Source organism: Vibrio sp. JZG120, assembly GCF_053890955.1.
The window spans coordinates 1-26,885 of record NZ_JBSRRK010000025.1; the positions used below are offsets into that span (position 1 = coordinate 1).

Here is a 26,885-nt window from a genome sequence, read left to right on the forward strand (position 1 = left end):
GTTCCAAACAAACTGCTGCTAAATTTTAAGCTCAGAAACATGATTTTGATTGCTAGCTTTTTCTGGCGACTAACGCCGCGTTAAGGGGTGAACAACGCAGGCCACCAAACCTAAATTATTGTGCCATAAACACAAAAGCTAAACTTAGAACCAAAATTGCCAAGCGTTGAGAATCCCTCTTGAACGCTTTGTTATGTGCGTGCCTGCTCTTGCACCAACCTCACCCACTTGGAACGCCACTCCTGCGCTTCCATTGGGTCTGGCCAAAACTCTTTCTGTTTACGGATAAGCCCATTTTCTACCGTATGGAAAGTAATAGCACGCGCCTTTTGAACACTATCAGTTATAGAAACATCAGTGACTACTGTTTCGCCATCACAGACGATTGAATGAACGACGAACTCCCAAGTACCATTGGCTGGATAATAAGTGTTGATTGCTGTGAAGTTGTCTCGTCCAACAATAAGCTCACCAGATTGAGGCCAAAACCCTTCAAAATCTGGGCTAAGCCACTCACTTGCTTTCGCGAAATCATTAGTTTTCATTGCGTCCAAAAAAGCTAAGACGACTTCCTTTGAACTCATTATTTCCCTCCAAGCACATAACGCCGCATTAAGGTGTGAGCGACGCTTGGCTATACTTGAGCGAAGCGAAACTGCCAAGCGTTGCGAATCACTCTTAAATGCCTTGTTAGTTTTTGCTACTCAACACCTACAAAAACTTCTCTATGAGGACTTCGTCTACGTATTCCCCGCGAACTTTTGCATGCTTCTTCGCAGTACCTACAATTTCAAAGCCTTGTTTAAGATAAGCTGCCAAAGCTCGCTCATTATCACTACGGACGTAAGCAAATAGCTTTTCATAGCCCTTTTGCTTTGCAACTTCGAATGTCGAGTTGAAAAGCTCTTTTGAAACACCTTGACCACGAGCATTTTCATTGACAAACGTACCAATTATGCCCACGTGGTCAAAAGCTTTTGTGTATTGTGCGAACGGCTCAATATTTTGGAAACCAATAACCGTTGAGTCACTTCCGGACAACGCAACTGTAAACACACCGCGCTCAGGAAATTGAGCAATAAACTCTTTTTCTTCTTCAGGGGTAAAGGTTGTGTCCAATACTGTGTATAAGCCTTCAATAATGATGGGATTGAGGACATTTGTAATGCCTTCAGCATCATCGAGAGTCACCTGACGTACAACTAAACTCATGCAACTTAACTCCTATTGTAATTGGAATTGCTTTGTACATGAGTTCAAGATTTCCGGCAACAACTAACGCCCAATTAAGGGGTGAACAACGCCTCCACCCAACCTAAAGCACTGTGCCATAAACACTAAATTTGAAGTAGAAGCAAAAATGCCAAGCGTTGTGAATCCCTCTTAAATTGCTTGTTATGTAGCGATGCTCGCTAGGATGCAAACCAAGAATGCAGGCACCCCAGATATAAGTAGCTTGATGCAAAAAACTGTGTTTTCTGAAAACCGTTCTTCATCAACTTCATCCGCTACAGTACGGTCAACCATAGAATCTGTAACCGTATCAACTTTGTCGTCGGACTGCCCTATACCACCTAGAGGCGGGTACATGAAAAATAAGGCGGTTGTTCCCCATAAAAGCATTACGATGAAAAATGCGTAGTCCGACACAAACTTAAGTCCAAAGAAGCCTGTAGACATCTCAAGACCAACAACTATTACGGCTGCTATTACATTCGCAACCAATACAAATCGAACTAAACCAAGCATTTATACTCCATTTCTTACCTAGCTACATAACGCCTTGTTAAGGTGTGAGGCACGCAATACCGAAGGTTCCGCATAACACCTTAACCACTAAAACCAACGCATAGTAAAAATGCCACGCGTGCCGAATCACTCTTGAACAATTTGTTATACGAATTTCTTCAGTGCCAACACTTGCTGTTCAAATAACTCACAATCTGACTTTGAGTATGACTTAGCGACATTAACCCATTGAACGCCCGTTTCATCTATGTGGCGAAACTCGACTTGAAGTGCATATTTAGAACAACGAAAAAGAGCAAAAACCAAACCTACAACCGTCAGACTAAGAACTAAAACTAGTAGCCATTGTGGCACCTCTTCCAACCTTGGAATAACTAACCAAACTGCCCCTGAAAAAACACACACCCAGAATAAAACTTGACCTAAATTATCAAGAAAACTTAACTTTTTAACCCTAACATTGTTTATCTTAGACAAAGGATATGAGTCTTTCTTAAACCTGAACTCTTTTGAATCCAAGTTAAAATCAGTACTTTTGTACATAATTTCCCTCTATTCGTATAACGCCGCGTTAAGGGGTGCCGGCACGCAATACATAAGCCTCTGCATAGCGCCGTAAACACTGAACCCAACGCATATTAAAAATGCCACGCGTGCCAAATCCCTCTTGAACGCTTTGTTATATGCGAACGTTCAAGCCTGAGATTTTAAGCCAAGCCATACTTTGAAACCATGGTTTTTTATGTGCTTTGATGCATTTAAGTCAGGCTTTGACTTGCAGCGACTTGCCACTGAAACCACGTGAACGCACCACACCAGAGAAAGCGCCCTTTCAACAAGCAATTCCGCTTTTAAAAAGGCAAACACACAGAGCTGAGTTTCAGCGAAAAATTTCGCTCAAGTTGACCTGGTATTATCAGCTCCAAAGAAGAAAACCACCGATAAACGGCATGCCGAAACTGAGTCACTAACCGAAGAAAACGAGAATCAAAACCGGAGAAATCTGACACTCCAAAGCCAAAACCAGGTGATGAAAACTGAGATTTTTAACCTGAATTTTTTGGCTTTCTTCATCTGGCATATAACGCCCAATTAAGGGGTGAGCAACGCTACCACCCAAACCTAATGCATTGTGCCATAAACACTTAATTTGAAGTAGAAGCAAAAATGCCAAGCGTTGCGAATCCCTCTTAAATTGATTGTTATACGTTTTTCTCAGAGAGGGCCATGATCATTAAGCGCGTTTCTAAATTGGTGTAACGTGCGGATCGCCTTATTATAGTCTTGCATAGTGTATTGTTGGTATTCCCTATCCGAAACTAAAACTATATGAATATTATTTCTTTGGTCCCAAAGCCAGTCCAAATCATTCTTTAACGATTGTTCGATAACTTTTTTCTCAACAAGTATTTCGGTTCTGCGCTTGTAATTGTTCCTACCCCCATGCCCGTGAAGATAATTTTTTCCTATTGATTCGACTATGTTGCCTATTATTGAGATACCTTGCTTAATCAGCATTTCTTGGGCAGTTCCTTGAATATTTGTTCGATTCAACATCCAGCGATAAATATCCGTTGAAAGCAACGCATAGGAAATATTGTCTTTTAAAATCGAACAAGTGAGGAAGCTATATCGTGAACGATGCTCATCACAACGTCTTATATATCCATATGGAAAACGAATTTTCGCATCATCATGGTTGCCATCTCCTAAATAATCCTGAATTTGCTGTAGCTTTTGAGAAACCTCATTTGCTGCCAATTTTAACTCTTCATCATTTTTGATCACTGTTTCCTCCTTGAAACGTATAACGCCCTGTTAAGGGGTGAGCAACGCAATACAAAAGCCGCCGCAAACCGCCTTAAACACTAAAATCAACGCATAGTGAAAATGCCACGCGTTGCGAATCCCTCTTGAACAGTTTGTTATGCAATCATTCCGAGCGATTTCTAAGTTCATTTCGGTCATGAATTTGTTGATTCCATTCTGAGATTTTGTAACTGCATTCTTGATCAAAATCACTCAAGGCATGTCTGGTTTGGTAAATTTTTTCAACTATTGCATCTAGTGATTCAACAGAAAATTGGCATAGCTCGTGTTCAAGCCCGTCATTTCCGACTTTGAACTTAACTTGAGTATATCCGTCTTCATCTGTGTATTCCCAATTGGCATGAACTACTTTATTCCTTAGTACTCCACATTCTTTGAGGCTAGATATCAAGGGCTTGTACTCTTTGATATCCCACCCAAAGCCACGAATGAAATCATCATTAAACTTTTTAAATAGATCAACTTTCGTTGAATACATCATGGAATGTAAGACAAGTAAGCCTTTTTGATCTGATCGATCAGAAAATGTCTCGCATAGCAGACTATCGAGACTTGCCTCTAACGCATTAAAGGCAACAACTATTTCACCAATTATTGGCAAAAAGTCTTGTATCATCTCGTAGCTATTTTCCGTATCACCCAATCCGTCCAGTATATTCTGCCCGACTGGTGTCTTTTTAATTTTCATACTGAACCCTAACTATGTTGCATAACGCCCTGTTAAGGTGTGAGCAACGCAATACCGAAGCTTCCGCATACCACCTTAAACACTAAAACCAACGCATGATAAAAATGCCACGCGTTGCGAATCACTCTTAAACAGTTTGTTAGGAATATGCCTCCACTCCATAAAACATTCTCAGTATAAAGGGACGAAAGTAAGAATGAGATGTCAAATAGTCAACTCCGAGATAAGGCATATCTCCATGAATCGGATGGTTTTCGAGACCGACTTTTTGACAAAGGTCATAGTCTAATTGCATTACGTCATCATAGAGAACTCTCAATAGTCCTGTTGGTTTTACCAAAAAATTATGACAAAAAACGTCTTCTAAAAGTTCCGACTGATAACTGCTCCAATCAAGAAAGCCCTGATCGATATGACCTTCTTTACCATCAATTGTTTTAGTAGCAGATTCCACAACCCTTCTACCGATTATAAATAGCTGAGAACTCCATACTGAGTATAAATTGGACATAACATATTCAGAATCCTCGGAGTTAATACCTTTAGGGATAAGTTCATTGATATTCGGAAGAAAAGCTAATGGATGCGGAATATCTTCTGGTTTTGCTTTGTGACATTCCACTAAATGCTGTGCTCCTCCAACAGCATAAGGGTTCAAGCCAACCAATACTAACGAATTGGTATATGGAAGATGGTCTGCTAACTCTGACCAAGTTTGAGAGCAATAGGTAAAACCATGGATGCCTGCTTCTTCCATTTGTTGTGCTGCTTGAGCAGCAACACTATTAAATTGTTCAATCAACTCAGGGCTTGGGTTCTTGCCTTTTGCTGCATCCCAACGCTCTTCGTCGTATTCCCACACAATTTTACAAACACTAAAATTGTTTTCATTAAAAGCTACATTGCTGAACTTAGCTAATTCGGAATCTGTTGGTACCCACAGCTTTAATTTTAATGTAGTAATGTCCTCGGGATCTTCCAACTCAGGTATTAGAGCGACAATCTGGCGATTATCAAACGTTAAGCTCTGTATCACCGCATCTCTAGCGATACGAGTTTTCATTGGTGATATGAGAATATAAACGCTATCTTCTCTACTCATTGCAGGAAATAAGGTAGTCAGGTGGTTTGAATAAGCGAGCAACTCTGTAAACGCCTGTCTCTCTGTTTGAGAGCTTTTCTTTAGTTCGACGATTGCTAGTCCAGTATCACCCGGAAAAGTAGCAAGGAAATCAGCCCTAATCGTAGAGTTTGATTTTTGCTCAAGAGGAACTTCACATCCCATAAGCTCTATACCAAAGAGTTTAGAGTGAAGCTTATTTAACTTTTTGTTAATGCGATTACGGATTAGTGATTGCGCATTCACATCAGATAAGTCGTCTTTAAAGGAAACTTCAACTAAGTCATGAGTTTCATCCAAGAAAGAAGAAAAATTTTCTCTATTTTCCCAGATGTAGTTTTGTATTTCTTTTTCTGAAAATTTCATCCGATTTACCTTATATTCCTAACGCCCTGTTAAGGGGTGAGCAGCGCAATACCGATGCTTCCGCACACCACCTTAAACACTAAAAACAACGCATAGTGAAAATGCCACGCGTTGCGAATCCCTCTTGAACAGTTTGTTAGGGCGCAGAGCCTATTGATACACGCTGACTTCTATTAAGTTTTTATCAAGATCCAAAAAATAGACCGATTGGATTGCACCAACAGCTCCTGATTTTTCGACTGGACCCTCAATGATTTTGACATTTTCTTTGACTAAATGATTTACCACTGATGTCAACGGCCAATCTGAAACTAAGCAAACATCACCTGAACCAACATTAGCTACATTTCGTGGTTCTTGACCAAGAAGCTGAAAGTTAATCTTTTGATTTCCGAACGTTACTGCCTTACGGCCATTGGCAAAAGTTACTTCTTCCATGCACAAAACCCGTTTATAAAAGTCCACTGATTTTTCTATGTCGGAGACTGTGAGAACAATATGATCTATGTGATGAATCATCATTTTACTCCTTGCGCCCTAACGCCCTGTTAAGGTGTGAGCAACGCCATACCGAAGATACCGCATACCACCTTAAACACAAAACGCAACGCATAGCAGAAATGCCAAGCGTTGCGAATCACTCTTAAACAGATTGTTATGTAAATTTTCACAATTCACTTAAAGCATCCAATAAATTTTTACGATATAAATCTCTGTTATTTATCGCATTCACAAGTTCGTGATTCTGTTCTGGGATTAATTTACCCTGATTTCCTGTCTTAGCGATCTCTACGTGAACATCGTACCAATGCTGATAATGACTGAAAAAATCCTGAATTTTATCAAAAACATTTTTATTGATATTACTTATCTCAGTTAATAACTCTCCAGAAGATTTCCAATCAACATCTTGAATATTCAGTTCTCTTGAGCAACGTTTTACTACATCATTGAATAAGATCTTTAAATCTTCTGGACCAATATACATGTTCATTTCGATTTCCTTCTATTTACATAACGCCCTGTTAAGGGGTGAGCAACGCAATACCAAAGCCGCCGCATACCACCTTAACCACGAAATTCAACGCATAGTAAAAATGCCACGCGTTGTGAATCCCTCTTGAACAGTTTGTTAAATTCGTTCTAACGTATACATGCCCAACTTTCTAATTTCATGGAGTAGAGGCTTTACAGACTCTCGACACTCAAAGTAAAGAGAACATGTATCGTCATAACCTTGTACGAAAACAGCCCGATATTCTGGAATTACGAGCTGCAAAGCATCAGCATCCGCAACTGAAAACCTAGATAAACGACGGACAAACAAAGAGCTGTTTCTTGGCTCCTTAAATATCAACCGACTAACAGATCTATATTTGTACTGGTAACACGAAACATCCTCCGCTAGAAGACGATGAAACAAATGCCAACGTAGGTCGATATCGGCTTGTTGGTCTAACGAACGATTAGTAAAATATTGCTCAAACTCTTCTCGTGTTAACCAATGATCGAACACAGTGATTGCAACACATTGCCAATCCTCAATGCTCTCGTTCGTTTTATTGTCTAGAACGGAATAAAGTGACTTGAGGCTACCCTGCACCCCTTTTGATACATTTCGAAATGCTCTCATAAACCCTCAAGAATTTAACGCCCGCTTAAGTGGTGAGCAACGCTATCACGATACTCAATTATTACGCCGTAAACACAGAAGTCGAATCAAACTAAAACCGCCGAGCGTTGCGAATCCGTCTTAAAGCGTTTGTTAGTTTTATTTGCTTAAGTTAGCCTCAATACTAAGCAACTCAAAGCTTGCTCTTGATTGATGGTATTTCTGCCAACTTTCCATGACCACATGATTGGCAAGCTTTCCTCGCTGATCGGTATCACTATATTCTGGGTCAATCAATTCAACTGACTCGTAAGTAAGACCATTTTCAGTAAGAAAATTGGTAAGCATGTCATCAAAGGAAAGTGAGGCATAAGAAACATGGCTATTGTCGAATGTCAGATTAATGCCTAGTTTTGGACATATAGCTCCATTAGAAATAGCTTCATTTTTGAACGTCATTACTGTGTTTTTAACAGCCCTTCGAAAAGCGTAAGAAACAACCATTTTCTTTGTATATGGCTTAACGCAATGTCTCCAGCTAATTACAACTCTGGAGTTATCGTTTCGGATTATGAACAGACATTTGTTGCGATGAAAATCTAATCCCACTTCAATGTCTTTAATACCACAACCCACCTTTTCATCATACTCACTATGCAATGTAAACAAAGCCTCAAAAAACGCTTTGTCATCCAAAGTCATTAGTGAGCCGGGAGTATATGAGTTAATGCGACGACGAGCATCTTCTTCACATGCCTTTCGAGTACCGAATTTAAATTGACCAAATGAAATAGGTTTTGCCACAACTTTCTCCTGTAAAACTAACGCCCTGTTAAGGTGTGAGCAGCGCAATACCGATGCTTCTGCATACCACCTTAAACACTAAAACCAACGCATGATAAAAATGCCACGCGTTGCGAATCACTCTTAAACAGTTTGTTAGTTTTTGATTGTTCTTAGTTGGAACTCTATTTCAACACGTCGGTCCACAGACAAACACTCCTTTAGCTCCATACTCTCAAGTTCCTTTCCACACTTAGACTTAGGGTTAAGTGCTCCTTTTCCGGTCACTTTAACCAATTTAATTACATGCTCATTAAATAGCGAGGATAGCGAGCCAAAAACACTTTTTGCTCGCCTGAGCGATAACGCATGATTTGTATCAACATCTGAAAGCACCGGCATTCTGTCGGTATATCCTGTAATTGAAGCCGAGGCTATCTCAAGTTTTGAACTTTTCAAATATCCTTGAATTTTATTAGTAAAAACGTCTAATTTTTTGAGCCCTTGGGCACTAGGAGTTGATTCGTATGAGTCAAATAATGTATCTGATTCAAAACTTATACATGCATTGAAGCTAGTATTACCATCTAAGGCTTTTAAGATATTAGTTCCTTGACTCTCTAACTCAAGACTAGCAACGGGCGTAAAACCCTTGTCATCAGGTTTAAGTAGGGCAATTAAACTTTTGTCACCAATTCCATGCCATAATACGCTAACATTATGAATTATTCTTGTGGTGCCTTTGTCCAACTCACAACTGAATAAAGGTACTTCTAAACCTTTTGCGACTCGACTTACAATTTTGTAATTTTTTTCACTTAGAACCAAGGACACATTGTTCTGGTTAATACCAAAAACCCTGAAGCTCGAGTCAACGATTCGTGAAACAGTAGTCGTTCCTATCAATGGAGCTATAAAAAATGCCAGTATGATTATACCCACTCGAGCTTTCTCTCTCTTTTGAATCTCAAGATCACTTAACCCATCTGGCTTAGAGTTCCAAAAAAAGGTTGTTATCAGTAGAATCGAACCACTTACTAACGGCGCTAATACAGACCTAAAATCGTCCGTGGAAAAATAGAATATTGAAAGAAACCCGAGAAAGACCAACCCAATAAAAATCATAAATAATTTTGTAGTTTTAGAGTCATTTTTCCCTAGCTTTTTAGAAAAAGGGTATGCAAAACCATAAAGGCAAAAATAGCCAAGAGCTAGCCAAAAAAGGTAAAAAACACCAAACCCAAGTGCTACAAATATAAATACTAAACTATCACCTAAAGTTAATCCCTTAGGGAAAAAATTTATATTGAATGCACAATATGAAAAAACGACTACAACACCTATGGTTATCACTAGTTTCACAAGTAACGATCCATAGCTATTCAAGCTATCAAACAAATCTTTCAACAATAAACTCCCGGAAATCCATATTACATGTTCAAAAAAACTAACGCCGCGTTAAGGGGTGAACAACGCAAGCCACTAAACCTAAATTATTGTGCCATAAACACTAAAGCTAAACTTTGAACCGAAACCGCCAAGCGTTGAGAATCCCTCTTGAACGCTTTGTTATGTGCGTAGCCTATTCTCGTACAACACTCACCCACTTGGAGCGCCATTCTTGCGCTTCCATTGGCTCTGGCCAGAACTCTTTTTGTTTTCGAATAAGCCCATTTTCTACAGTATGAAAAGTAATAGCACGCGCCTTTTGCACGCTATCAGTTATAGAAACATCAGTGACGACCGTTTCGCCATCACAGATAATTGAATGAACGACAAACTCCCAAATACCATTTGCTGGATAGTAAGAGTTGATTGCTGTGAAATTGTCTCGCCCAACAGTAAGCTCACCAGATTGAGGCCAAAACCCTTCAAAATCAGGGCTAAGCCACTCGCTCGCTTTCGCGAAATCATTAGTTTTCATTGCTTCCCAAAATGCTACGACAACTTCCTTTGAATTCATTTTTCCCTCCAAGCACATAACGCCGCATTAAGGTGTGAGCGACGCTTGGCTATACTTGAGCGAAGCGAAACCGCCAAGCGTTGCGAATCACTCTTAAATGCTTTGTTAAGTGTAATTTTCACTCCGCAAGTAACTTATGTAGTTCTTGCTCCTTAGCTTTCAAGCTAGGCTGAATTTCTTGTAACTTAGAAAGGATAAAGCTTTGCAAATGATGTGATATCTGGCTTCCTTTGGTCGCAAAAGCTTGCCCAGCAGGTGATTCGAAAAATTCTACTAACCCTTTTAGCTCTTCATCTGAATACATTTCTTGATAAGCGCTAGCAATATGATCTTTAATTTTTGGGTCAGAATAAATGCTCATTTGAAGATTAATGATGTCATTAAATATTATTTGAGCATCATCTTTTTTGCTATCAGGGATGTTCTTGTTAGCTTCGACCTGCTTCTCTAGCATATTTCGCATTGAATCAGACATCTGCTTCACCGATGCATCGACTTCCATCAAATCATACAGTCTCAACGACAGCTCTTTTGGGCTTGATTCCGCAAATACAGATGTTGAAATTACCAATAATAGAAATAAGATTTTTTTCATAACTCCCTCATTACACTTAACGCCCAATTAAGGTGTGAAGCACGCAATACCTATGCTGCTGCATGGTACTTCAACACAGAAACCACCGCATAACAAAAATGCCACGCGTGCTGAATCACTCTTAAATTGTTTGTTATGGCGCTCCACTCAACGTTAGCTCTTGTATGTCAATTTGGTCAACTTCCCTGCCCAATATCCGCTTGTACTCGACTAAACGATGAACTGGGATAACTGGCAACTCGATACCTTGATAATCTTTAATAACTGATTCTGAAAAGTAGATTTCAAGCTGGTGCCAAGAGCCATCTTGACGTGATTGTATCTTAGTATGTTCAGACAAACCGATTTCAATTTTTTGATTTTGGTAAACCAATTGGAAATACTCTAGATCCCAACCATATTCGGCATAATGAGTTAACGGTTTGGATATGTATTTTGCTACATGCGATAGCACTTTGTCTGCGTCTGAGTTTCGAATGTAAAGATCTATATCTGCGATTTCCCGACTTCCACCATGAATAGTTGCCGCTAATCCACCTACTATTTGATACTCCACAACCTCTGCATCCAAGATCTCTTTGAGCCACTGTAAGGCTACTTTAACTTTATCACTCATCTAGTTCCCTTAGCTGAATTTTGCCCTGCGCCATAACGCCCAATTAAGGTGTGAAGCACGCAATACCGATGCTACCGCATACCGCCTTAATCACAAAAATTAACGCATACCAAAAATGCCACGCGTGCTGAATCACTCTTAAATTGTTTGTTATGGCGCTCCACTCAACATTAGCTCTTGTATGTCAATTTGGTCTACTTCCCTACCCAATATCCGCTTGTACTCGACTAAACGATGAACTGGGATAACTGGCAACTCGATACCTTGATAATCTTTAATAACTGATTCTGAAAAATAGATTTCAAGCTGGTGCCAAGAGCCATCTTGATGTGATTGTATCTTAGTATGTTCAGACAAACCGATTTCAATTTTTTGATTTTGGTAAATCAATTGGAAATACTCTAGATCCCAACCATATTCGGCATAATGAGTTAACGGTTTGGATATGTATTTTGCTACATGCGATAACACTTTGTCTGCGTCTGAGTTTCGAATATAAAGATCTATATCTGCGATTTCCCGACTTCCACCATGAATAGTTGCCGCTAATCCACCTACTATTTGATACTCCACAGCCTCTGCATCCAAGATCTGTTTGAGCCACTGCAAGGCTACTTTAACTTTGTCACACATCTAGTTCCCTTAGCTGAATTTGCCCTGCGCCATAACGCCTTGCTAAGGTGTGAGTAACGCAATACAAAAGCTACCGCACAGCGCCTTAATCACATAAGCCACCGCAAAGTAAAAATGCCACGCGTTACGAATCACTCTTAAGCAATTTGTTAGTACATGCGCTACTTCTATTTATGCGCTCCAAGATATTGAAAAGTGGTATGATATGAAAGGCTTTGAACACTGAAGTGAGACGGGCAGCTACAAAACTTTACCCCCGATTGAAAGACGAAAGTTGGCTAGAAGAAAAACGTACTGAACTCACCTACTTTTACTGACTTCAAATTAGAAAAGGATTCGTTCCTCGAACTTCGACAGCAACACCAAAGAAAGACAATTTTGACTTAGTAAAAACCACGAAAGAGAAGAAGCAATAAAGAAATAGGCTAAAAGTTAGAAACCGTAAACGGTGAAATCAAAGCGAACACTCCGCATATAGTGCCACCGGAAAGAACGTGAAAGGTACAAACTGAAAGGTGTAAAGGCGAGCGCCAAAACAGATAAGTACCAAAACTTATGACCTTTGATGTAAAACCCGTACTAACGCCCGCTTAAGTGGTGAGCAACGCAATACGATGTTCCCGCACACCACCTAAATCACTAAATTTACCGCAAACCACAAATGCCACGCGTTGCGAATCCGTCTTGAAGCGTTTGTTATGCCTGATATTTCAACAACTCTCTGATACCTTTTTTTGACCCTTTAACTGAGTATTTTTTGCCAAGAACATCGGTTAGATAATATTTTTTAAATGGCATAAAGCTATCAGATGAATAAAGCTTTTCATGTTCATCGTGTCGAAATCGGTATTCATCGATATCGCCATCATTCAAACGCAAACCTGCTTCGTGAACTAAACCACTTTTAAAAACAGAAGGAAAACCATTTTCATCAAATGAAATCGAGTCATCTTTTAAAGACCAAAGATTCGATTGATTCCAGTTCGCATAGCCAACAATGTTTGAAATAAATAGTGGACGTTTGCCTGTATTAACAACATATATAGCTAAAAAAGGCGGCGGATTATCTAGGTCTAATGAGCGATCATAATAAACTTTACTCAATACTCTGATTTTACTTCTATCACGGTATATTGAATGAACACTTACAGCCAAACTAATAGCAGATACAAGTAATGCCAACCAAGGCAAATAAATCTCTAAACTGACCAAACTATCCAAACTAACCAAACTAACCAAACTATCCAAACTAACCTTCCTATATTAGGCATAACGCCGCATTAAGGGGTGAACAACGCAAACCACCCGACCTAAACCATTGTGCCATAAACATTGAAGCTGAACTTTGAACCAAGACCGCCAAGCGTTGAGAATCCCTCTTAAATGCTTTGTTATGTGATTTTCTCAAAGGTTTCTCATACTAACCATTTGAAAGACTTTTGTAAGAATTTGTCTGCATTTTCCGTGACGATTTCACCGTGAGCCATGACCAATATTTGCGGATTCCAAGACAACAACCTATTGAGGTGTTTCCGCGCGTCCGCTTTACCAAACATGAAGCTTAAACGCCAATCCAAAGGCATTTTCCCTTTAGGGGCAAGTATACCAACACCTTTGGCCACAACCCGTTGCCAGTAGTTAAAGTCTTTACCTGAAAAGTTCTCAACCAAGTCAGTAACAATTAACGTACTTGAACTGCTATGGTAAAACACACACTCTTCCATTAACGGAGAACCAGAAAATAGTTCTTGTTCAATGTCTGGAGCCCAAGCATAACTTTGCGAGTTATTAAGAGATGCATGAAAAGAGATATCGCTACGCTTTTTAATCACCTCGCTTGTCCCAAGGACTTCTGAGTTTGGATACGCCGCAATCCATTCAGATAAGAACAAGTGGTGTAAATGATTTGGGGCAATTAAATATTTAACAGAACCTAGACTGTCCATTTGCTCCTTAATTGACTCAGACAATTTAATTGGACTATGAACCCATAGATCTCCACTAGAAAGTCTAACAACCGTCATTCGAGTGGAAAAAGGTAACCCTAAGAACTGAACAGGTTCACCGTCAAATATCCATATTTCATGCGCTAATTTTTCCATGTTACTCCAATCACATAACGCCCTGTTAAGGTGTGAGCAACACAATACCTAAGCCGCCGCATACCACCTTAACCACTCAAACTAACGCATAGTAAAAATGCCACGCGTTGCGAATCACTCTTAAACAGTTTGTTAGGCATCTTGTCACCACAAACTACTTATCCGTTTTACACCGAATTAACTTCCAAAATGAAAGCATGAAAATGACAAACGAGAAAACAATATGAAGCATTGGTATGCTTCTAGACCAGACAGCAGACTCTCCCAAATGAGAATCAAATTCTTTGCCACACAAATGATGGCCTTCAATGGTTGTTTCAATTACAAAAGGGGCCCAGAAATAAGTTACCGATATAGCAACTAACAACGCCACCAAAGGCGTAGACCATATAAATTTTGAATCTCGATTTCCACGAAACAGTTTCACCATGATGAGAATGAACAGTACTGAGCCATACATTATCGAAACATAAAACCGGCCATCATCTCCCTGTGTGCAGGTACCCGCAACTGCACCGAGTGAAACCAAAAGACCATACAATAGTATCAATACCAAGATGTACATTTGTAACCTTTGATGCCTAACGCCCTGTTAAGGTGTGAGCAACGCAATACCAAAGCCGCCGCACACCACCTTAATCACTTAAACCAATGCATAGTAAAAATGCCACGCGTTGCGAATCACTCTTAAACAGTTTGTTAAGCCCACTTAACCATGTCCATTAAGGGTAATTAAAAGCACTTTTTTCAGGTTTTAATGGACACAAAAAAACACATCAATTATAGTAACTTTACATTGTCCAATAATGGTAATAAAGATGGAACAGATAGAAAAAAAAGCAAGTTTCCAAGGTGATCTTGATATTGGTCCTATTAAGCTTAAATGTTTTGTAACCGATGACGGTGAGCGATTTATCTCGGGAAGGAGCATGACTGGCGCTATTGGAATGAAAGGACGTGGCCAAGGTGTTGCTCGCTTGGTGTCCAATGCAAAACTTGCTCCTTACATGAACCACTCTCTTAATATGGCACTCCAAAACCCTGTAGTACTGACTGGCCAAACACCAAGGCCCGTGCACGGATTTCGTGGCGAAATCTTAGCTGATTTGTGTGATGTAATTCTCGAAGCCCGCAAAGATGGCGTGTTAACCACTGAACAGGATATTCGATACGCTGAATACGCAGAAACACTAATTCGTGGATTTGCACGAGTAGGTATCGTTGCCCTGATTGATGAGGCCACTGGCTATCAAGAGGTTCGCGAGAAAAAAGCGCTGAGTGCAATACTAGAAAAATACATCCGTGATGAACCTAGAAGAAAATGGACTAAAACTTTCCCTGATGAGTTTTGGTATAAACTTGTAAAAATTAAGGGTTACGACAGCTACATGGCTCTAAAAAGGCCAGCGTTTGTTGGCCATTGGGTCAACGACATAGTTTATTCACGCTTAGCTCCAGGGATCAAGAAAACGCTTCAGGAGAAAAACCCTCGAACAGATGCTGGCCATCGAAAAACTACTCACCACCAGTTACTCACTGAAGACTACGGGTTACCAGAACTAAAAGACCACCTAAACAAAGTAATGCTTTTGATGGACGCTTCTAGTAATTCAAAGGAATTCGACAAGCTTCTCAATCGTGTAGCCCCTAAATATGGCGATACTCTCGAGCTACCTCTAGAAGATTAACTTACTCCCACGGGGTAACCTGTGGGTTTAACGCCGCATTAAGGTGTGAGCGGCGCTTGGCTATACTTGAGCAAAGCGAAACTGCCAAGCGTTGCGAATCACTCTTAAATGCTTTGTTATGTCGCTGAACTATAGATACAAAAACGCCGCTCTTTCGAGCGGCGCTTTTTAAAACTATGTAGAACTAAGCTGGAGAGACCTGGTAAGATTTAACTTTACCCTCTTTCTTAGCTTGACTATATGCAGCTTTGATCTTTTTCATAGCTTCTAGTTTAGCAGCTTTAGCTTTTGTAACTTGGGGTTGTGATCTCATAACCTAAACCCTCCTCTCCTAAGTTCATTTTCACTTCAAAGTTTAACTCTTCTGTATAGAGTTTGGCAAGTCGATCATAAAAACGTTTTAACTTTGTGCTCTCTGCAACACAAACATAAGCTTCAGCATTACTATTTCTGTAGTGAAACTCAAGTAAGTCTTTAATGATTCGACCTAACTCGCGCATTCCTGATACTGATATAGAAACTTCCGGCCTTACAAAAAACTCATCAGATTCAAAGTTTTCTTTAAGATCGAACTTTACCTCGTAACTGTTTTCACGATAATCGATGCCAAGTTCTTCGGCTTTCTCACTTATCATCTCTTCAGTCCGAGTCGCATCAACCCGATTGAAAAGCATCACATAGGTATGATTATCAACTGAAAACTCAATGATTTGACAAGAAATATCACCAATATCAAAGTCTTGTAAAATCCAACTAGACAACTGTTTATTCCATTATTCTTTATTTTTAACCATTATACCCGTTAACGCCACGGGTTTGAACCTAGATAGGCTCATCAAATGCAGGGCGACATAACGCCCAATTAAGTTGTGAGCAACGCTGCCACATTACCCAAACACTTCACCGTAATCACCAAACCAATTGAAACCGAAAGCGCCGAGCGTTGCGAATCAGCTTGAATTGCTTGTTATGGGATATTTTGCTTACCTGATAGTTTTCTATACCGCCACTCTCCTATAAACCAAGAGATAACATTAAACGGAATACCAATTGCTAATAGCAACATCACCGTCGTAGGCAACTCAGTGAGAAACTCTCCCCATCGGTTTTGGTTAGTAAAAAGAGCAAAACCAGCAAATTTCCCGAGAAACAGTCCTCCGCTAATGATTAAAGTTTGAGTGATTATGTAGTAAGCAGCACCTTTTTGTCGTTTATTTGCCCAGTTTTTAAACCATTTATTTTGAGATTCTGTCATCTTGTTCCTTTCGCTTTGGTGTCGGTCTTATCTAACCTAACCATATGAAACTAAGATACAATTTGGTTGAAAACTTATACGAGCAATATCGCGATTTAGGCATATCACATAACGCCCTGTTAAGGTGTGAGCAACGCAATACCGATGCTTCCGCATACTACCTTAACCACAAAACGCAACGCATAGCAAAAATGCCATGCGTTGCGAATCACTCTTAAACAGATTGTTATATGAACTATGGCGCCAAAATTAGGGGTTTAGTATTCCTTGGAATCGAAATGAGTATATTTTGCTGATTTTTATGATGCATTTTATGGAACACTTTATTAAAAATCAGACATAACATAATCAAAATATCTTTAACTACACTAACGAAGATTTCCCCTGTGTCTCTCGACTTATCTTCAAAATACTTTGGGTAATCGACAAGGGATGAAATATTTTCCATATTTGTAATCGATGCCGTATGTGTATCTTTACAAAGCTCTTTGTAACTAGAGTGGATACTGTTGAAACATAACCTTACTGTTTCATTTGAATTAAAAATATTTGATTCTTTAGCATTATCAAAAAGACTGTAAACGCTTTTTTCAGTAAGTTGAGTTTCATCTTCAATAGAACTAAGACCGCGAACAAAGTTTTCAATCGATGACCGCAACATCACACGCGATGCCTTATAGGAGCCATTGATCCAGTTAAAGTTGGAGGAACCAATATCGGAAACGACTTCAGATATACGAGATAATATATTTTCATCATCTGAATATTCGCCTCTAAAAAGCTCCCTCTGAAAATTAAGTTCACAATGAAAGTGAAGCAAGGAAAAGTATGCCTTGTGCATACTTTTCGCTGTTTCCACATATGAGGTCTGTTCCAGATTTTCACTAATTTTATAGCTAGCAATATATGATAAAAAGCTATCAAAATCAGATTTACATTCTCTAGTCATCGTTATTTAGCTAGTTTTCTAATTGTTTCATTCCAAGAAAAGCCTGTGCTTTGCTTTTCCTTAGCTACCTGCTTAATATTATCTTTATCACCTAATATATAGGAAAGCGCAGAGACAAGCATATTTAAATCACCATCATCTAACTCAGTACATTTACAGACAATATGACCTATAATTTCAAATCTCGATCTATTTGCGTTAGAGTTTATGGAGTAAATTTTCAAAGCTTCATTAGCAAATTTAATTATATCATCATTTTTAGGAAATATGTCAGTATCTAAAAACAGACTCGGCAATACACCAATTAAGTAATGAACATTAGGGTTTGGTGATACATACTTCTCTGTGCTATTAAAATTTTCATTTGTAACTGATTTTTTTTGATATTTAGATGCATCACGAAGAATATCTGGAATTTCACTAAGCCTTAGTTTGTTTTTTGACTCTAATAGCCAAGACAGCTCTTCTACAAAATCAATTGCTTGACGTAACTTTTTTTCATCAGACAATTGTTTATTTTTTAGACTCTTGTTATCGTTCATCATCAATTCTACCTAAAAATTCATTTACAACACCTGACAAACGTAGCTTAGAAGTAGAGTCAGAAGAATCAAGAATATGCTTTTGGTCAAGTTGCTTGTCTGCTATCCCAGTGCGCTTTGGTAAATCTTGTTTGTAGAGATACTTCTTCCAGTACTTATCACGTAACAGGTTTTCTTTTGCTTTCTTGTAAACTCGAGTTGTATCCTCAGTGAGAGTAAGTATCAATCCAGCGCACTCCAATTTCAACGCAAAATTTTCCTTTTTCTCATTTATAATGCTTTTGAGTAGGTCAATGCCAGTTAGCGAGATTGGGTCAGCTTTAACAGGGATCAAATAATATTGGGATGCGATTAGCGCACTAGTCATCCAAACAGAGGGAGTTGGAGGAGTGTCAATAACTACATAGTCATACTCGTCTTCTAGATTCAATAGAAAACTCTTTAAGCGGTTTTCACGTCCTTCTCCCGGAGCCATTTCTAAACGATATAGCTCTAGGCTACCCGGAAGTAGGTCAAAGCTACCTACATTAATTACTTCAATATCTTCGAGAGCTTTAGGAGCTGATACTTGTGATGCACCAACAGTACTCGCTACAGCTCGATGGTTTCTGTCGAAAACATTTACAATGGTGTCACCAGAGTTTTCAAGGTGTTGTACATACTCAGTAGGATTCATAAGGCATTGAGTAGCATTAAACTGTGGATCGACATCAATCAACAACACTCTTGCATCGTGCCTCTTCGCTAAACAATCCGCAAGGTTTACCGCTACAGTTGTCTTTGCAACTCCACCTTTCATATTAATTAAGCTAACAACTTTCAAAATAAGCTCCTCTATTTCATAGGGTTACTATTTTGATACGTATGGACACACATTGCAAATTTGTTCATATAACGCCCTGTTAAGGTGTGAGCAACGCAATACAAAAGCTGCTGCATGCCACCTTAAACACTAAAAGTAACGCATAGTAAAAATGCCGTGCGTTGCGAATCACTCTTAAACAGTTTGTTAGCACTCTGACTACCAGTAATTTGACATAATTTCTTTTGACCACTCGGGCTGCTCGACGGTTGTTCTTGGTAAGAATTCACCCATTACTGGCTTAATGTCTACCACTGGCGTACCGTCTATTGCATCCAATCCTCTAACTTGTAGCACATTCCCACAAACAGCAATAACTTCACAAATTGTAGAACCTAAACGGTTCGGTCGGTTTTTACCTCTTTGGGCAAAAATACCAACTTTCGGCCAATCAGTGTTATTTCTTGGATGCCTTGCACCCGTTGTGATCTTTGACTTATCAACTTTGTTGAAATAAAAAGTCACTTCAACATGAGAAAAATCAGAAAGTCCGATAAGAGCTTCCGCCCCGAACGCAGCATCAATAACTATAGAGGCGTTTTCTTTATCCCAATTATCGTCAATCATCTCACTTCTGGTTGATTCAACTTTTCCTATAGGAACAAGCCTAATTTCTTCCATGATTATTTTTCTCCTCTGGGTGCTAACGCCCAATTAAGGTGTGAAGCACGCAACCACGACACTTAATTTGACCACCGTAAACACTGAACCAAATCCAAACTAAAAATGCCAAGCGTGCTGAATCACTCTTAAATTGTTTGTTATGTTTAAAGCCAAACGAGCCCACTATATGGTTTCGTTCTTAGAGATTCTAACCGGCTTTTCAGCGAACCTGAATGTATCTCTAGTTTGTGGCCATCAGGGTCTAAGATATAAAGTGACTGCCCTTCACTCTTATTCTCTTTCCAAACTTCTGCACCCAATGAAACTATGCGCTTCGCAAACGCTTCAAATTCTTTTGGTTCGATATCAAAAGCTACGTGGGTATAGTCTGTTTTAGGGCATGGTTCATCGTGGGAAAGGCAAAACCAGAGTTCGCCTATTGATAAATAAGCTCCGTTGTCCCACTTAGCATGAGCTGTGAATCCCAACGTCTCCCGATAGAACTGAAGAGAGCGATCTAAGTCACTAACTGCAATGGTTATATGATTGAGCCCTAAAATCACCGTTTTCTCCCGTAAACATAACGCCCTGTTAAGGGGTGAGCAACGCAATACCGAAGTCGCCGCATACCGCCTTAAACACTAAAACCAACGCATGATGAAAATGCCACGCGTTGCGAATCCCTCTTGAACAGTTTGTTAGGTTTTGGGCTTATTCTCCCAATGAACCCCAGTCTGTTAGATTTAATTGCTTGCGTCTAATGTAGTAGAAGGTTGCCATAACTAAACCAAACAATGCGCCAGTAAGTAACGAGATATAAACTGCTTCTAAAACTGGTTTACCTAGTTCGTTCCACACAAGAAACCATTGGAAGATTCCCCAAACAGGAGCAAAGAAAACCACACAAAGCATAACGTTTGCGAAAAAACTCTGATAATAAGGCGGCGGAAAACATAGTCCAAGTTTACGTAACAACTTTACAAGTGGAGGATTGTAGTTCGACTTCCAAACACCTTTGTCACTTAATTCTTTGTGCGCAAGTTGTAGCTTCGTTTCATAATCCATGATCCAAAATCCTCGAATTCGATGTTTCCCGCGGAGAAACCTAACGCCCTGTTAAGGGGTGAGGCACGCAATACTGATGTTGCCGCATACCACCTTAACCACTAAAGCCAATGCATACGAAAAATGCCACGCGTGCCGAATCACTCTTAAATTGTTTGTTAGGTGCGTAGCTTAATCTTGCACTAATCTGACCCATTTTGCCCGCCATGCCTGTGCTTCCATTGGGTCTGGCCAGAACTCTTTTTGCTTACTTATTAAGCCATTTTCAACGGTATGAAAAGTTATAGCTCGTGCTTTTTGGGCGCTATCTGTAATTGATACATCAGTGACAACTGTTTCACCGTCGCAAACTACAGAATGAATTGTAAACTCCCAAATACCATTCGCTGGGTAATAGGAATTGATAGCCGTAAAGTTGTCTCGGCCAATAATAAGTTCACCAGACTGTGGCCAGAAACCCTCAAAGTCTGGGCTAAGCCACTCGCTTGCTTTGGCAAAGTCATTTGTTTTCATCGCATCCCAAAAAGCTAGGACGACTTCCGTTGAGTTCATGATTTTCTCCAAGCACCTAACGCCTTGCTAAGGTGTGAGTAACGCAATACAAAAGCTACCGCACAGCGCCTTAATCACCATAAGCCACCGCAAAGTAAAAATGCCACGCGTTACGAATCACTCTTAAGCAATTTGTTAGTACATGCGCTACTTCTATTTGTGCGCTCCAAGATATTGAAAAGTAGCATGATATGAAAGGCTTTGAACACTCAAGTGAGACGGGCAGCTACAAAACTTAAACTCGGTTAAGAGACGAGAGCTGGCTAGAAGAAAAACGCACTGAACTGCCCTACTTTTACTGGCTTAAAATTAGAAAAGGATTCGTTCTTCGCACTTCAACAGCAACGCTAAAAGTCACCAAGGTTCTCTCAAAAGCCACCACAAAAATGAAGAAGCACCAAAGAAATAGGCTAAGAGTTAGAAACCGTAAACGGTGAAATCAAAGCGAACACTCCGCATATAGTGCCACCGGAAAGAACGTGAAAGGTACAAACTGTAAGGTGTAAAGACGAGCGCTAAAACAGATAAACACCAAAACTTATGACCTTTAATGCCAAACCCGTACTAACGCCCTGTTAAGGTGTGAGCAACGCAATACCGATGCCACCGCATACCACCTTAAACACTAAACGCAACGCATAGTAAAAATGCCACGCGTTGCGAATCACTCTTAAACAGTTTGTTATACCACTGTCTCAACGTTTTTCACTGAATGCCATCTCACAAACAGCCTTTTTACAAACATCTGGTATTCAACAATATCGTCTTCACATAATGGAATAGGTCGAAACTGTTCCGGGGGAGCATGAGAAATTGCGTTCCTTAGGTTTGCCCAAAGTAGCAACTCGTCGATCTCATGTTGCTCGATTTGATAGCCACTGTTAACTAAAGCTTCTAGTTTTGACTTAAGCCCGAACAGCTTCTTGGCATTTTTATCTACAAGCTGATAAGTGATAACTGCTTCAATTAACCCCTGAAGCCTCCAGAGAGCAAACTGCCAAAGATACTGATTATCGGTATAACGATAGTAAGCAACATCATCAAGGATATCATCCGCAATTTCAGAGCTTTCACTACGAACCCTTGCGGCTTCAGATTCATACTGATGATTTTGCGCTTCTATCATTTCACGCACAATTGATACTGCATGATCGAAGTCGGATTCAGTTACACCATAAACCCAGTAGTCATTCTCTGTCAGATTTTTTAATTGATCACGCATTTTATCTCCGAAGTGGTATAACGCCTTGTTAAGGTGTGAGGCACGCAATACCGATGCCCCCGCATACCACCTTAACCACTAAAACCAACGCATGGTAAAAATGCCACGCGTGCCGAATCACTCTTGAACAATTTGTTAGAAGTTTGCTCCCCTAGTGCTCCGACTTTCCCTTTTAGCGTCATGTGGGAAACAGTTTGTATACGCACGAGCAACATGTTTTTTGCCATTGTCATCTATGACTACACAAACTAGATTGCACGGATTTCCCAATGCACTCCGCCAATAATGATGACGCTCCTCATATTCTGCCTCAAATTCAACGTAAATGTATGCGGAACTAACCCATTCAAAAGGGATTGAATGTTTTACAAGTAACCCTTGAAACATCTTTGAATAGCGCTCAGTCATGAGGTCAAAGTGTGGGTAATATGGAGTAATCTTTTGGGAGTAAAGGTCTATAGAAACACACTTGCTTTGAAAGTGATCTACGAACAGGTATAGCTTACCGATACCCCAATAACCATCGACATCATTGTTTCTACTCCGAAACGAACCGATAATACCGCTTGCAATACTACCTAGTTCTCTCCTACGTCCCATATTTGTTCCTAAAACTTCTAACGCCTTGTTAAGGTGTGAGGCACGCAATACTGAAGACTCCGCATAACACCCTAAACACTACAACCAACGCATAGTAAAAATGCCATGCGTGCCGAATCACTCTTGAACAATTTGTTATGCTCGTTCTTTTAGGGTTTGCAAAAGACTTACAAGATCCAAAACTGCGGTAGTTTCAAAGCGATCTAGTTTTGGTAAGACATAACTATCGTTCACCGTTTTTAAAGTAATTTCTTTGATCACTGCACCGTCCCTTGAGTAAGTCGTATCATAGGACTCAACATCACATACACTCAAATGCCAAAGTGCGCTATTTCCCAGTTTAAGACTAATACGCCCACCTAGAACCTCGATGCTGTAAAGACCATTTTTATCCGGAAACTTTTGCTGTAACCATAAGCTAATTGCGGCTATCGAGCTCAAACCTAGCGCTACAAATAAGCTTCCTGATGCAATAGAAATAACGATAATACCTATAGTGCCGATTAAAATTGCACCTTTATTCAAAGCTTTATCTTTTTCCCTGAGATACACAACTCCCTCCTGAGAGCATAACGCCCAATTAAGTAGTGAGCAACGCAATACAAAAGCTACTGCATTGCGCCTTAAACACAAAACTCACTGCAAACCAAAACTGCCACGCGTTGCGAATCTGCTTAAATTGTTTGTTATGCGATTGGTACGCAAACGCTCAATTGGCTAACGAAAACATTACCTTAAACACGACAAACTACAAACACGCAGATGACTTTTTGTGATTCAAGAACCAACGGACTCAACATTTTCAGGAAAGGCTAACACAAGCACGGAACGCGGCTTTAAAGCGAAGATTTGGCTTTTACTTACACGAAACTCAACGAGCCGAAATTTCAGCAATTACCGACTTTCCGTAAACTTGCCCTTTCCACACTTTGCACCCGAAAACCTTACCTCGACCAAATGCGATTTTTAATGAGGCAACTTCACGAACTTTTGCATGTTTTTCAGTTTGAGTAATTCAAGAATTTGAGCCGAAAATGCTGATTTGCCGAAACCAAAAAGCGAATGGCCAAAGAGATTAAATTTAGAGAAACCTAAAAATTTTGCCTTGTCGCATAACGCCCTGTTAAGGTGTGAGCAACGCAATACCGATGCCGCCGCATACCACCTTAAACACTAAACGCAGCGCATAGTGAAAATGCCACGCGTTGCGAATCACTCTTAAACAGTTTGTTAGTTCTTTGACCCACTGAGTGCCTGAGGTTTATAGCCTAGTGAATCCAAATCAACACCTTGCTCTAAAAGGAGTTTTTCAAACAATGGTAATAGTGGTCCAAGGTTTTCATTTAGCGTGTCACGAACCGTATCAACAACTACTTGGGTACCACGCTCGATTTCTATATTGATAAAGTCACCACTGGCTTTTGATTCGAAAACCGTCATTCTACGAGTCTCAGGAATAAGCCAAACTTCAAACCAACCTTCATGCTTATTTACGTCAGCAACAGTCAAGCTCGCTCCATTTAGAGCTATATAACCTTTAGGGAAAACGTATCTTTTCCAAGCATCAGGGAGCGCTAAGCGAACACAATAGTTATCCTCAATTTGTCTTACGTCGACGATAGCTACATTAAAGTCCACATGACCAGATAGCGGGTGACCGCCAATTTCTGCCCCATCTTTTGCGGCTCTCTCAGCGTTAACTAACTGGGATGAGCAATACTTACTCAGAGTTGTGATTAAGAGGCTTTGCAGCATTACATCGAACTTAACACGAACATCTGACTGTATTTCAGTGACTGTCAGACACACTCCATCAATAGCAATGCTTGCCCCAATTTCTAGATCAGTACAAAACCCTTTAGGGAAGTCGATAACAAAAGTTCTAATCCCTCTTTGATCTGTCACATCAACAATTTCGGCTACCGCCTGAACTATGCCTGTAAACATACTTACTCCATTAATAGTTAAAACAACTTTGAGAACTAACGCCGCATTAAGGTGTGAGCAACGCTACCACGAAACTTAACCAGACCACCATAAACACGAAACCCAACGATGGAACGAAAAATGCCAAGCGTTGGGAATCACTCTTAAATGCTTTGTTATATTTTTCCACTAACGGGTAGCTTGTTGTTAGAACTAAAGTTGCTAATAATTTCTGAGTCAGACTTTTTCTTATCCTCGTCTAACGAGTAATTAAAGCTAACTTGAGGATCACTTGATAGTTTTGAGTACAAAATTGGTCTTAATATTCGCGTCTTATTGTCATTATATGGACTTCTATTCCTATTGTTAGAATTTCTCTTAGCTGAAAAACAGTATATTTTTCTTGGGTCCTCACTATCACTCTTTGACAAAGACTCAACCATAGCAACATCAACTTCTTGAGTTCTATGTAAACCAACAGTTAAGGGGATAAAGTTAGAGAGATATTCATAAAATTGACTTAAGATATCACGCAAATTTTCTGACCACTCAATACCAAAATATGTTCTTAGCTCTTGAGCTGTGATCAAAAGCTTCCTGGTATTAGCTGGAGCAACTAAGTTATCTGAGATGTCATTTTTCTTCAAAAACTCTAGCTCCAAAAGTGCATGTTCTGGTCTTTTAGCATCGTTTTTATCGTACAGCTTAACTAGCACAATATAATCTACCGCTTTAAATGTGAATGGAAACGCATCGATCACCCAACCGTTACTTTCCATGTCTGTTTTGAGTACTCTAAGGTTTTCTAACACATTCATAACGCTACCACTTTATTCTATTATCGTTGTACACATTACAATCTAAATGCCCTTAACTGTACAGCGTATAGTTTGAAAAAGCTCACAATTTAGAATAAAGATAGGATATTTCTGAGCTGTGATTTCGAACAAAAATATAACGCCTTGTTAAGGTGTGAGGCACGCAATACGTAAGCCTCCGCAAACCCCTTAACCACTAAACCTAACGCATAGTAAAAATGCCACGCGTGCCGAATCACTCTTGAACAATTTGTTATGTACGTGCTAAAGGTAAACGACTGACTCCACATTATTGCCCTCGGGATCAATCAAAAACGCTGCGTAGTAATTTGGAGCATAGTGCTCCCGTAAACCCGGCTTACCGTTGCATTTACTACCTAAAGATAGTCCCGCTTGATGAAACGCGGAAACTTGTAATTTATTTGATGCAGAAAAAGCAAAATGGCACTTAGAATTACTGATGCCTTTTTCAATTAGAAATCTTACATTTGGCTCGCTCGAAAGCCCAAAGCCTGCTGCATTTTCATCGGACCACTTGAGTTCAATACCCAATGGTTCTAGCACATTCTGGTAAAACACTCGACACTCTTCGAGTGCAACTACCTTAATTTCAAAATGATCTATCACTCTCAGTCCTTTAGAGTTGGTTGCAATTTTCATTAAAGTACATAACGCCCAATTAAGGTGTGAGGCACGCAATACCGATGCTTCCGCATACCACCTTAACCACTAAAACCAACGCATAC

General features: G+C 39.8%; 34 protein-coding genes. 1 reads left to right on the forward strand and 33 read right to left on the reverse strand.

Translation table 11 applies throughout. The annotated features are described in order from the left end of the window. Window positions 1-191 precede the first annotated feature (191 nt). The 18 genes from ACWPOD_RS22925 to ACWPOD_RS23010 form a co-directional block, all read right to left on the reverse strand. Window positions 192-584 (reverse strand): nuclear transport factor 2 family protein, encoded by a 393-nt coding sequence (locus tag ACWPOD_RS22925; protein WP_086677287.1) that lies wholly within the window; start codon window positions 582-584, stop codon window positions 192-194. A 127-nt stretch (window positions 585-711) separates the two neighbouring features. Beyond that, window positions 712-1,212, reverse strand: coding sequence for an N-acetyltransferase family protein (locus tag ACWPOD_RS22930; RefSeq protein WP_456232267.1), 501 nt, complete (start codon window positions 1,210-1,212; stop codon window positions 712-714). A 183-nt stretch (window positions 1,213-1,395) separates the two neighbouring features. Continuing rightward, a complete protein-coding gene (locus ACWPOD_RS22935; protein WP_167426504.1) occupies window positions 1,396-1,749 on the reverse strand; it encodes a hypothetical protein in 354 nt (117 codons plus the stop codon). 144 nt (window positions 1,750-1,893) lie between these two features. Beyond that, entirely contained in the window at window positions 1,894-2,292 is a 399-nt protein-coding gene (locus ACWPOD_RS22940; RefSeq protein WP_017058505.1) for a DUF6232 family protein, read from the reverse strand. A 672-nt stretch (window positions 2,293-2,964) separates the two neighbouring features. Then, window positions 2,965-3,537 carry a hypothetical protein gene (locus tag ACWPOD_RS22945; protein ID WP_145473845.1) on the reverse strand — a complete coding sequence of 191 codons (573 nt, stop codon included), beginning with the start codon at window positions 3,535-3,537 and terminating at the stop codon, window positions 2,965-2,967. Between the two features lie 145 nt (window positions 3,538-3,682). Next, window positions 3,683-4,267, reverse strand: coding sequence for a hypothetical protein (locus ACWPOD_RS22950; RefSeq protein WP_050567843.1), 585 nt, complete (start codon window positions 4,265-4,267; stop codon window positions 3,683-3,685). Window positions 4,268-4,406: 139 nt separating this feature from the next. Further along, the gene (locus ACWPOD_RS22955; RefSeq protein ID WP_025523526.1) at window positions 4,407-5,753 is read right to left on the reverse strand and encodes a hypothetical protein; all 1,347 of its coding nucleotides are present in this window, start codon (window positions 5,751-5,753) and stop codon (window positions 4,407-4,409) included. Window positions 5,754-5,903: 150 nt separating this feature from the next. Further along, window positions 5,904-6,272 (reverse strand): VOC family protein, encoded by a 369-nt coding sequence (locus ACWPOD_RS22960; RefSeq protein ID WP_017449638.1) that lies wholly within the window; start codon window positions 6,270-6,272, stop codon window positions 5,904-5,906. A 148-nt stretch (window positions 6,273-6,420) separates the two neighbouring features. Then, complete coding sequence (locus ACWPOD_RS22965; RefSeq protein WP_140272641.1) at window positions 6,421-6,747, reverse strand: hypothetical protein; 327 nt, start codon at window positions 6,745-6,747, stop codon at window positions 6,421-6,423. 138 nt (window positions 6,748-6,885) lie between these two features. Further along, window positions 6,886-7,386, reverse strand: a complete 501-nt coding sequence (locus tag ACWPOD_RS22970; protein ID WP_025613282.1) for a hypothetical protein — start codon at window positions 7,384-7,386, stop codon at window positions 6,886-6,888. A 138-nt stretch (window positions 7,387-7,524) separates the two neighbouring features. After that, the gene (locus ACWPOD_RS22975; RefSeq protein WP_456232268.1) at window positions 7,525-8,169 is read right to left on the reverse strand and encodes a DCL family protein; all 645 of its coding nucleotides are present in this window, start codon (window positions 8,167-8,169) and stop codon (window positions 7,525-7,527) included. Between the two features lie 135 nt (window positions 8,170-8,304). After that, window positions 8,305-9,555: an OmpA family protein gene (locus tag ACWPOD_RS22980; protein ID WP_012841723.1), complete on the reverse strand. Its 1,251-nt coding sequence runs from the start codon at window positions 9,553-9,555 to the stop codon at window positions 8,305-8,307. A gap of 175 nt (window positions 9,556-9,730) precedes the next feature. Next, window positions 9,731-10,111: a nuclear transport factor 2 family protein gene (locus ACWPOD_RS22985; protein ID WP_167426476.1), complete on the reverse strand. Its 381-nt coding sequence runs from the start codon at window positions 10,109-10,111 to the stop codon at window positions 9,731-9,733. Between the two features lie 118 nt (window positions 10,112-10,229). Continuing rightward, window positions 10,230-10,706, reverse strand: coding sequence for a DUF2059 domain-containing protein (locus ACWPOD_RS22990; protein ID WP_054579701.1), 477 nt, complete (start codon window positions 10,704-10,706; stop codon window positions 10,230-10,232). A 133-nt stretch (window positions 10,707-10,839) separates the two neighbouring features. Then, the gene (locus ACWPOD_RS22995) at window positions 10,840-11,322 is read right to left on the reverse strand and encodes a hypothetical protein (protein ID WP_015296910.1); all 483 of its coding nucleotides are present in this window, start codon (window positions 11,320-11,322) and stop codon (window positions 10,840-10,842) included. A gap of 150 nt (window positions 11,323-11,472) precedes the next feature. Beyond that, window positions 11,473-11,955 (reverse strand): hypothetical protein, encoded by a 483-nt coding sequence (locus ACWPOD_RS23000; protein ID WP_053808630.1) that lies wholly within the window; start codon window positions 11,953-11,955, stop codon window positions 11,473-11,475. Between the two features lie 696 nt (window positions 11,956-12,651). Further along, complete coding sequence (locus ACWPOD_RS23005; RefSeq protein ID WP_456232269.1) at window positions 12,652-13,203, reverse strand: hypothetical protein; 552 nt, start codon at window positions 13,201-13,203, stop codon at window positions 12,652-12,654. 167 nt (window positions 13,204-13,370) lie between these two features. Then, window positions 13,371-14,057 carry a DUF4336 domain-containing protein gene (locus ACWPOD_RS23010; protein WP_167426474.1) on the reverse strand — a complete coding sequence of 229 codons (687 nt, stop codon included), beginning with the start codon at window positions 14,055-14,057 and terminating at the stop codon, window positions 13,371-13,373. Between the two features lie 818 nt (window positions 14,058-14,875). Here ACWPOD_RS23010 and ACWPOD_RS23015 point away from each other — a divergent pair. Continuing rightward, a complete protein-coding gene (locus tag ACWPOD_RS23015; protein WP_167426473.1) occupies window positions 14,876-15,745 on the forward strand; it encodes a P63C domain-containing protein in 870 nt (289 codons plus the stop codon). Window positions 15,746-16,026: 281 nt separating this feature from the next. Here the strand turns inward: ACWPOD_RS23015 and ACWPOD_RS23020 are convergent, their stop codons facing one another. From ACWPOD_RS23020 to ACWPOD_RS23090, 15 genes are all read right to left on the reverse strand, one after another. Continuing rightward, on the reverse strand, window positions 16,027-16,506 hold the full coding sequence (locus tag ACWPOD_RS23020; protein ID WP_045380682.1) for a hypothetical protein: 480 nt from the start codon (window positions 16,504-16,506) through the stop codon (window positions 16,027-16,029). 206 nt (window positions 16,507-16,712) lie between these two features. Then, window positions 16,713-17,000, reverse strand: a complete 288-nt coding sequence (locus tag ACWPOD_RS23025) for a hypothetical protein (RefSeq protein ID WP_167426472.1) — start codon at window positions 16,998-17,000, stop codon at window positions 16,713-16,715. A 235-nt stretch (window positions 17,001-17,235) separates the two neighbouring features. Further along, on the reverse strand, window positions 17,236-17,949 hold the full coding sequence (locus ACWPOD_RS23030; RefSeq protein WP_456232270.1) for a hypothetical protein: 714 nt from the start codon (window positions 17,947-17,949) through the stop codon (window positions 17,236-17,238). Window positions 17,950-17,951: 2 nt separating this feature from the next. Continuing rightward, on the reverse strand, window positions 17,952-18,494 hold the full coding sequence (locus ACWPOD_RS23035; protein ID WP_456232271.1) for a hypothetical protein: 543 nt from the start codon (window positions 18,492-18,494) through the stop codon (window positions 17,952-17,954). Next, window positions 18,481-19,314: a ParA family protein gene (locus tag ACWPOD_RS23040; RefSeq protein WP_456232272.1), complete on the reverse strand. Its 834-nt coding sequence runs from the start codon at window positions 19,312-19,314 to the stop codon at window positions 18,481-18,483. Before ACWPOD_RS23040 ends, ACWPOD_RS23035 begins: the two co-directional genes overlap by 14 nt. 198 nt (window positions 19,315-19,512) lie before the next feature. Continuing rightward, on the reverse strand, window positions 19,513-19,974 hold the full coding sequence (locus tag ACWPOD_RS23045; RefSeq protein ID WP_152816134.1) for an SAM-dependent methyltransferase: 462 nt from the start codon (window positions 19,972-19,974) through the stop codon (window positions 19,513-19,515). A gap of 146 nt (window positions 19,975-20,120) precedes the next feature. Continuing rightward, a complete protein-coding gene (gene fos, locus ACWPOD_RS23050) occupies window positions 20,121-20,519 on the reverse strand; it encodes a FosG/FosC2-related fosfomycin resistance glutathione transferase (protein ID WP_031818817.1) in 399 nt (132 codons plus the stop codon). Between the two features lie 148 nt (window positions 20,520-20,667). Continuing rightward, entirely contained in the window at window positions 20,668-21,021 is a 354-nt protein-coding gene (locus tag ACWPOD_RS23055) for a DUF6404 family protein (protein ID WP_029807783.1), read from the reverse strand. A 171-nt stretch (window positions 21,022-21,192) separates the two neighbouring features. Further along, window positions 21,193-21,573 (reverse strand): nuclear transport factor 2 family protein, encoded by a 381-nt coding sequence (locus ACWPOD_RS23060; protein ID WP_374093134.1) that lies wholly within the window; start codon window positions 21,571-21,573, stop codon window positions 21,193-21,195. A gap of 682 nt (window positions 21,574-22,255) precedes the next feature. Beyond that, window positions 22,256-22,795 carry a hypothetical protein gene (locus tag ACWPOD_RS23065; protein WP_343429180.1) on the reverse strand — a complete coding sequence of 180 codons (540 nt, stop codon included), beginning with the start codon at window positions 22,793-22,795 and terminating at the stop codon, window positions 22,256-22,258. Window positions 22,796-22,930: 135 nt separating this feature from the next. Further along, a complete protein-coding gene (locus ACWPOD_RS23070; RefSeq protein ID WP_456232273.1) occupies window positions 22,931-23,395 on the reverse strand; it encodes a hypothetical protein in 465 nt (154 codons plus the stop codon). Between the two features lie 135 nt (window positions 23,396-23,530). Next, the gene (locus ACWPOD_RS23075) at window positions 23,531-23,947 is read right to left on the reverse strand and encodes a hypothetical protein (protein WP_048626554.1); all 417 of its coding nucleotides are present in this window, start codon (window positions 23,945-23,947) and stop codon (window positions 23,531-23,533) included. A gap of 678 nt (window positions 23,948-24,625) precedes the next feature. Continuing rightward, window positions 24,626-25,342: a riboflavin synthase subunit alpha gene (locus ACWPOD_RS23080; protein ID WP_145473855.1), complete on the reverse strand. Its 717-nt coding sequence runs from the start codon at window positions 25,340-25,342 to the stop codon at window positions 24,626-24,628. Window positions 25,343-25,497: 155 nt separating this feature from the next. After that, on the reverse strand, window positions 25,498-26,139 hold the full coding sequence (locus ACWPOD_RS23085; protein ID WP_029853472.1) for a DUF6037 family protein: 642 nt from the start codon (window positions 26,137-26,139) through the stop codon (window positions 25,498-25,500). Between the two features lie 264 nt (window positions 26,140-26,403). Continuing rightward, a complete protein-coding gene (locus ACWPOD_RS23090) occupies window positions 26,404-26,766 on the reverse strand; it encodes a VOC family protein (protein ID WP_456232274.1) in 363 nt (120 codons plus the stop codon). Between the last annotated feature and the right edge of the window lie 119 nt (window positions 26,767-26,885).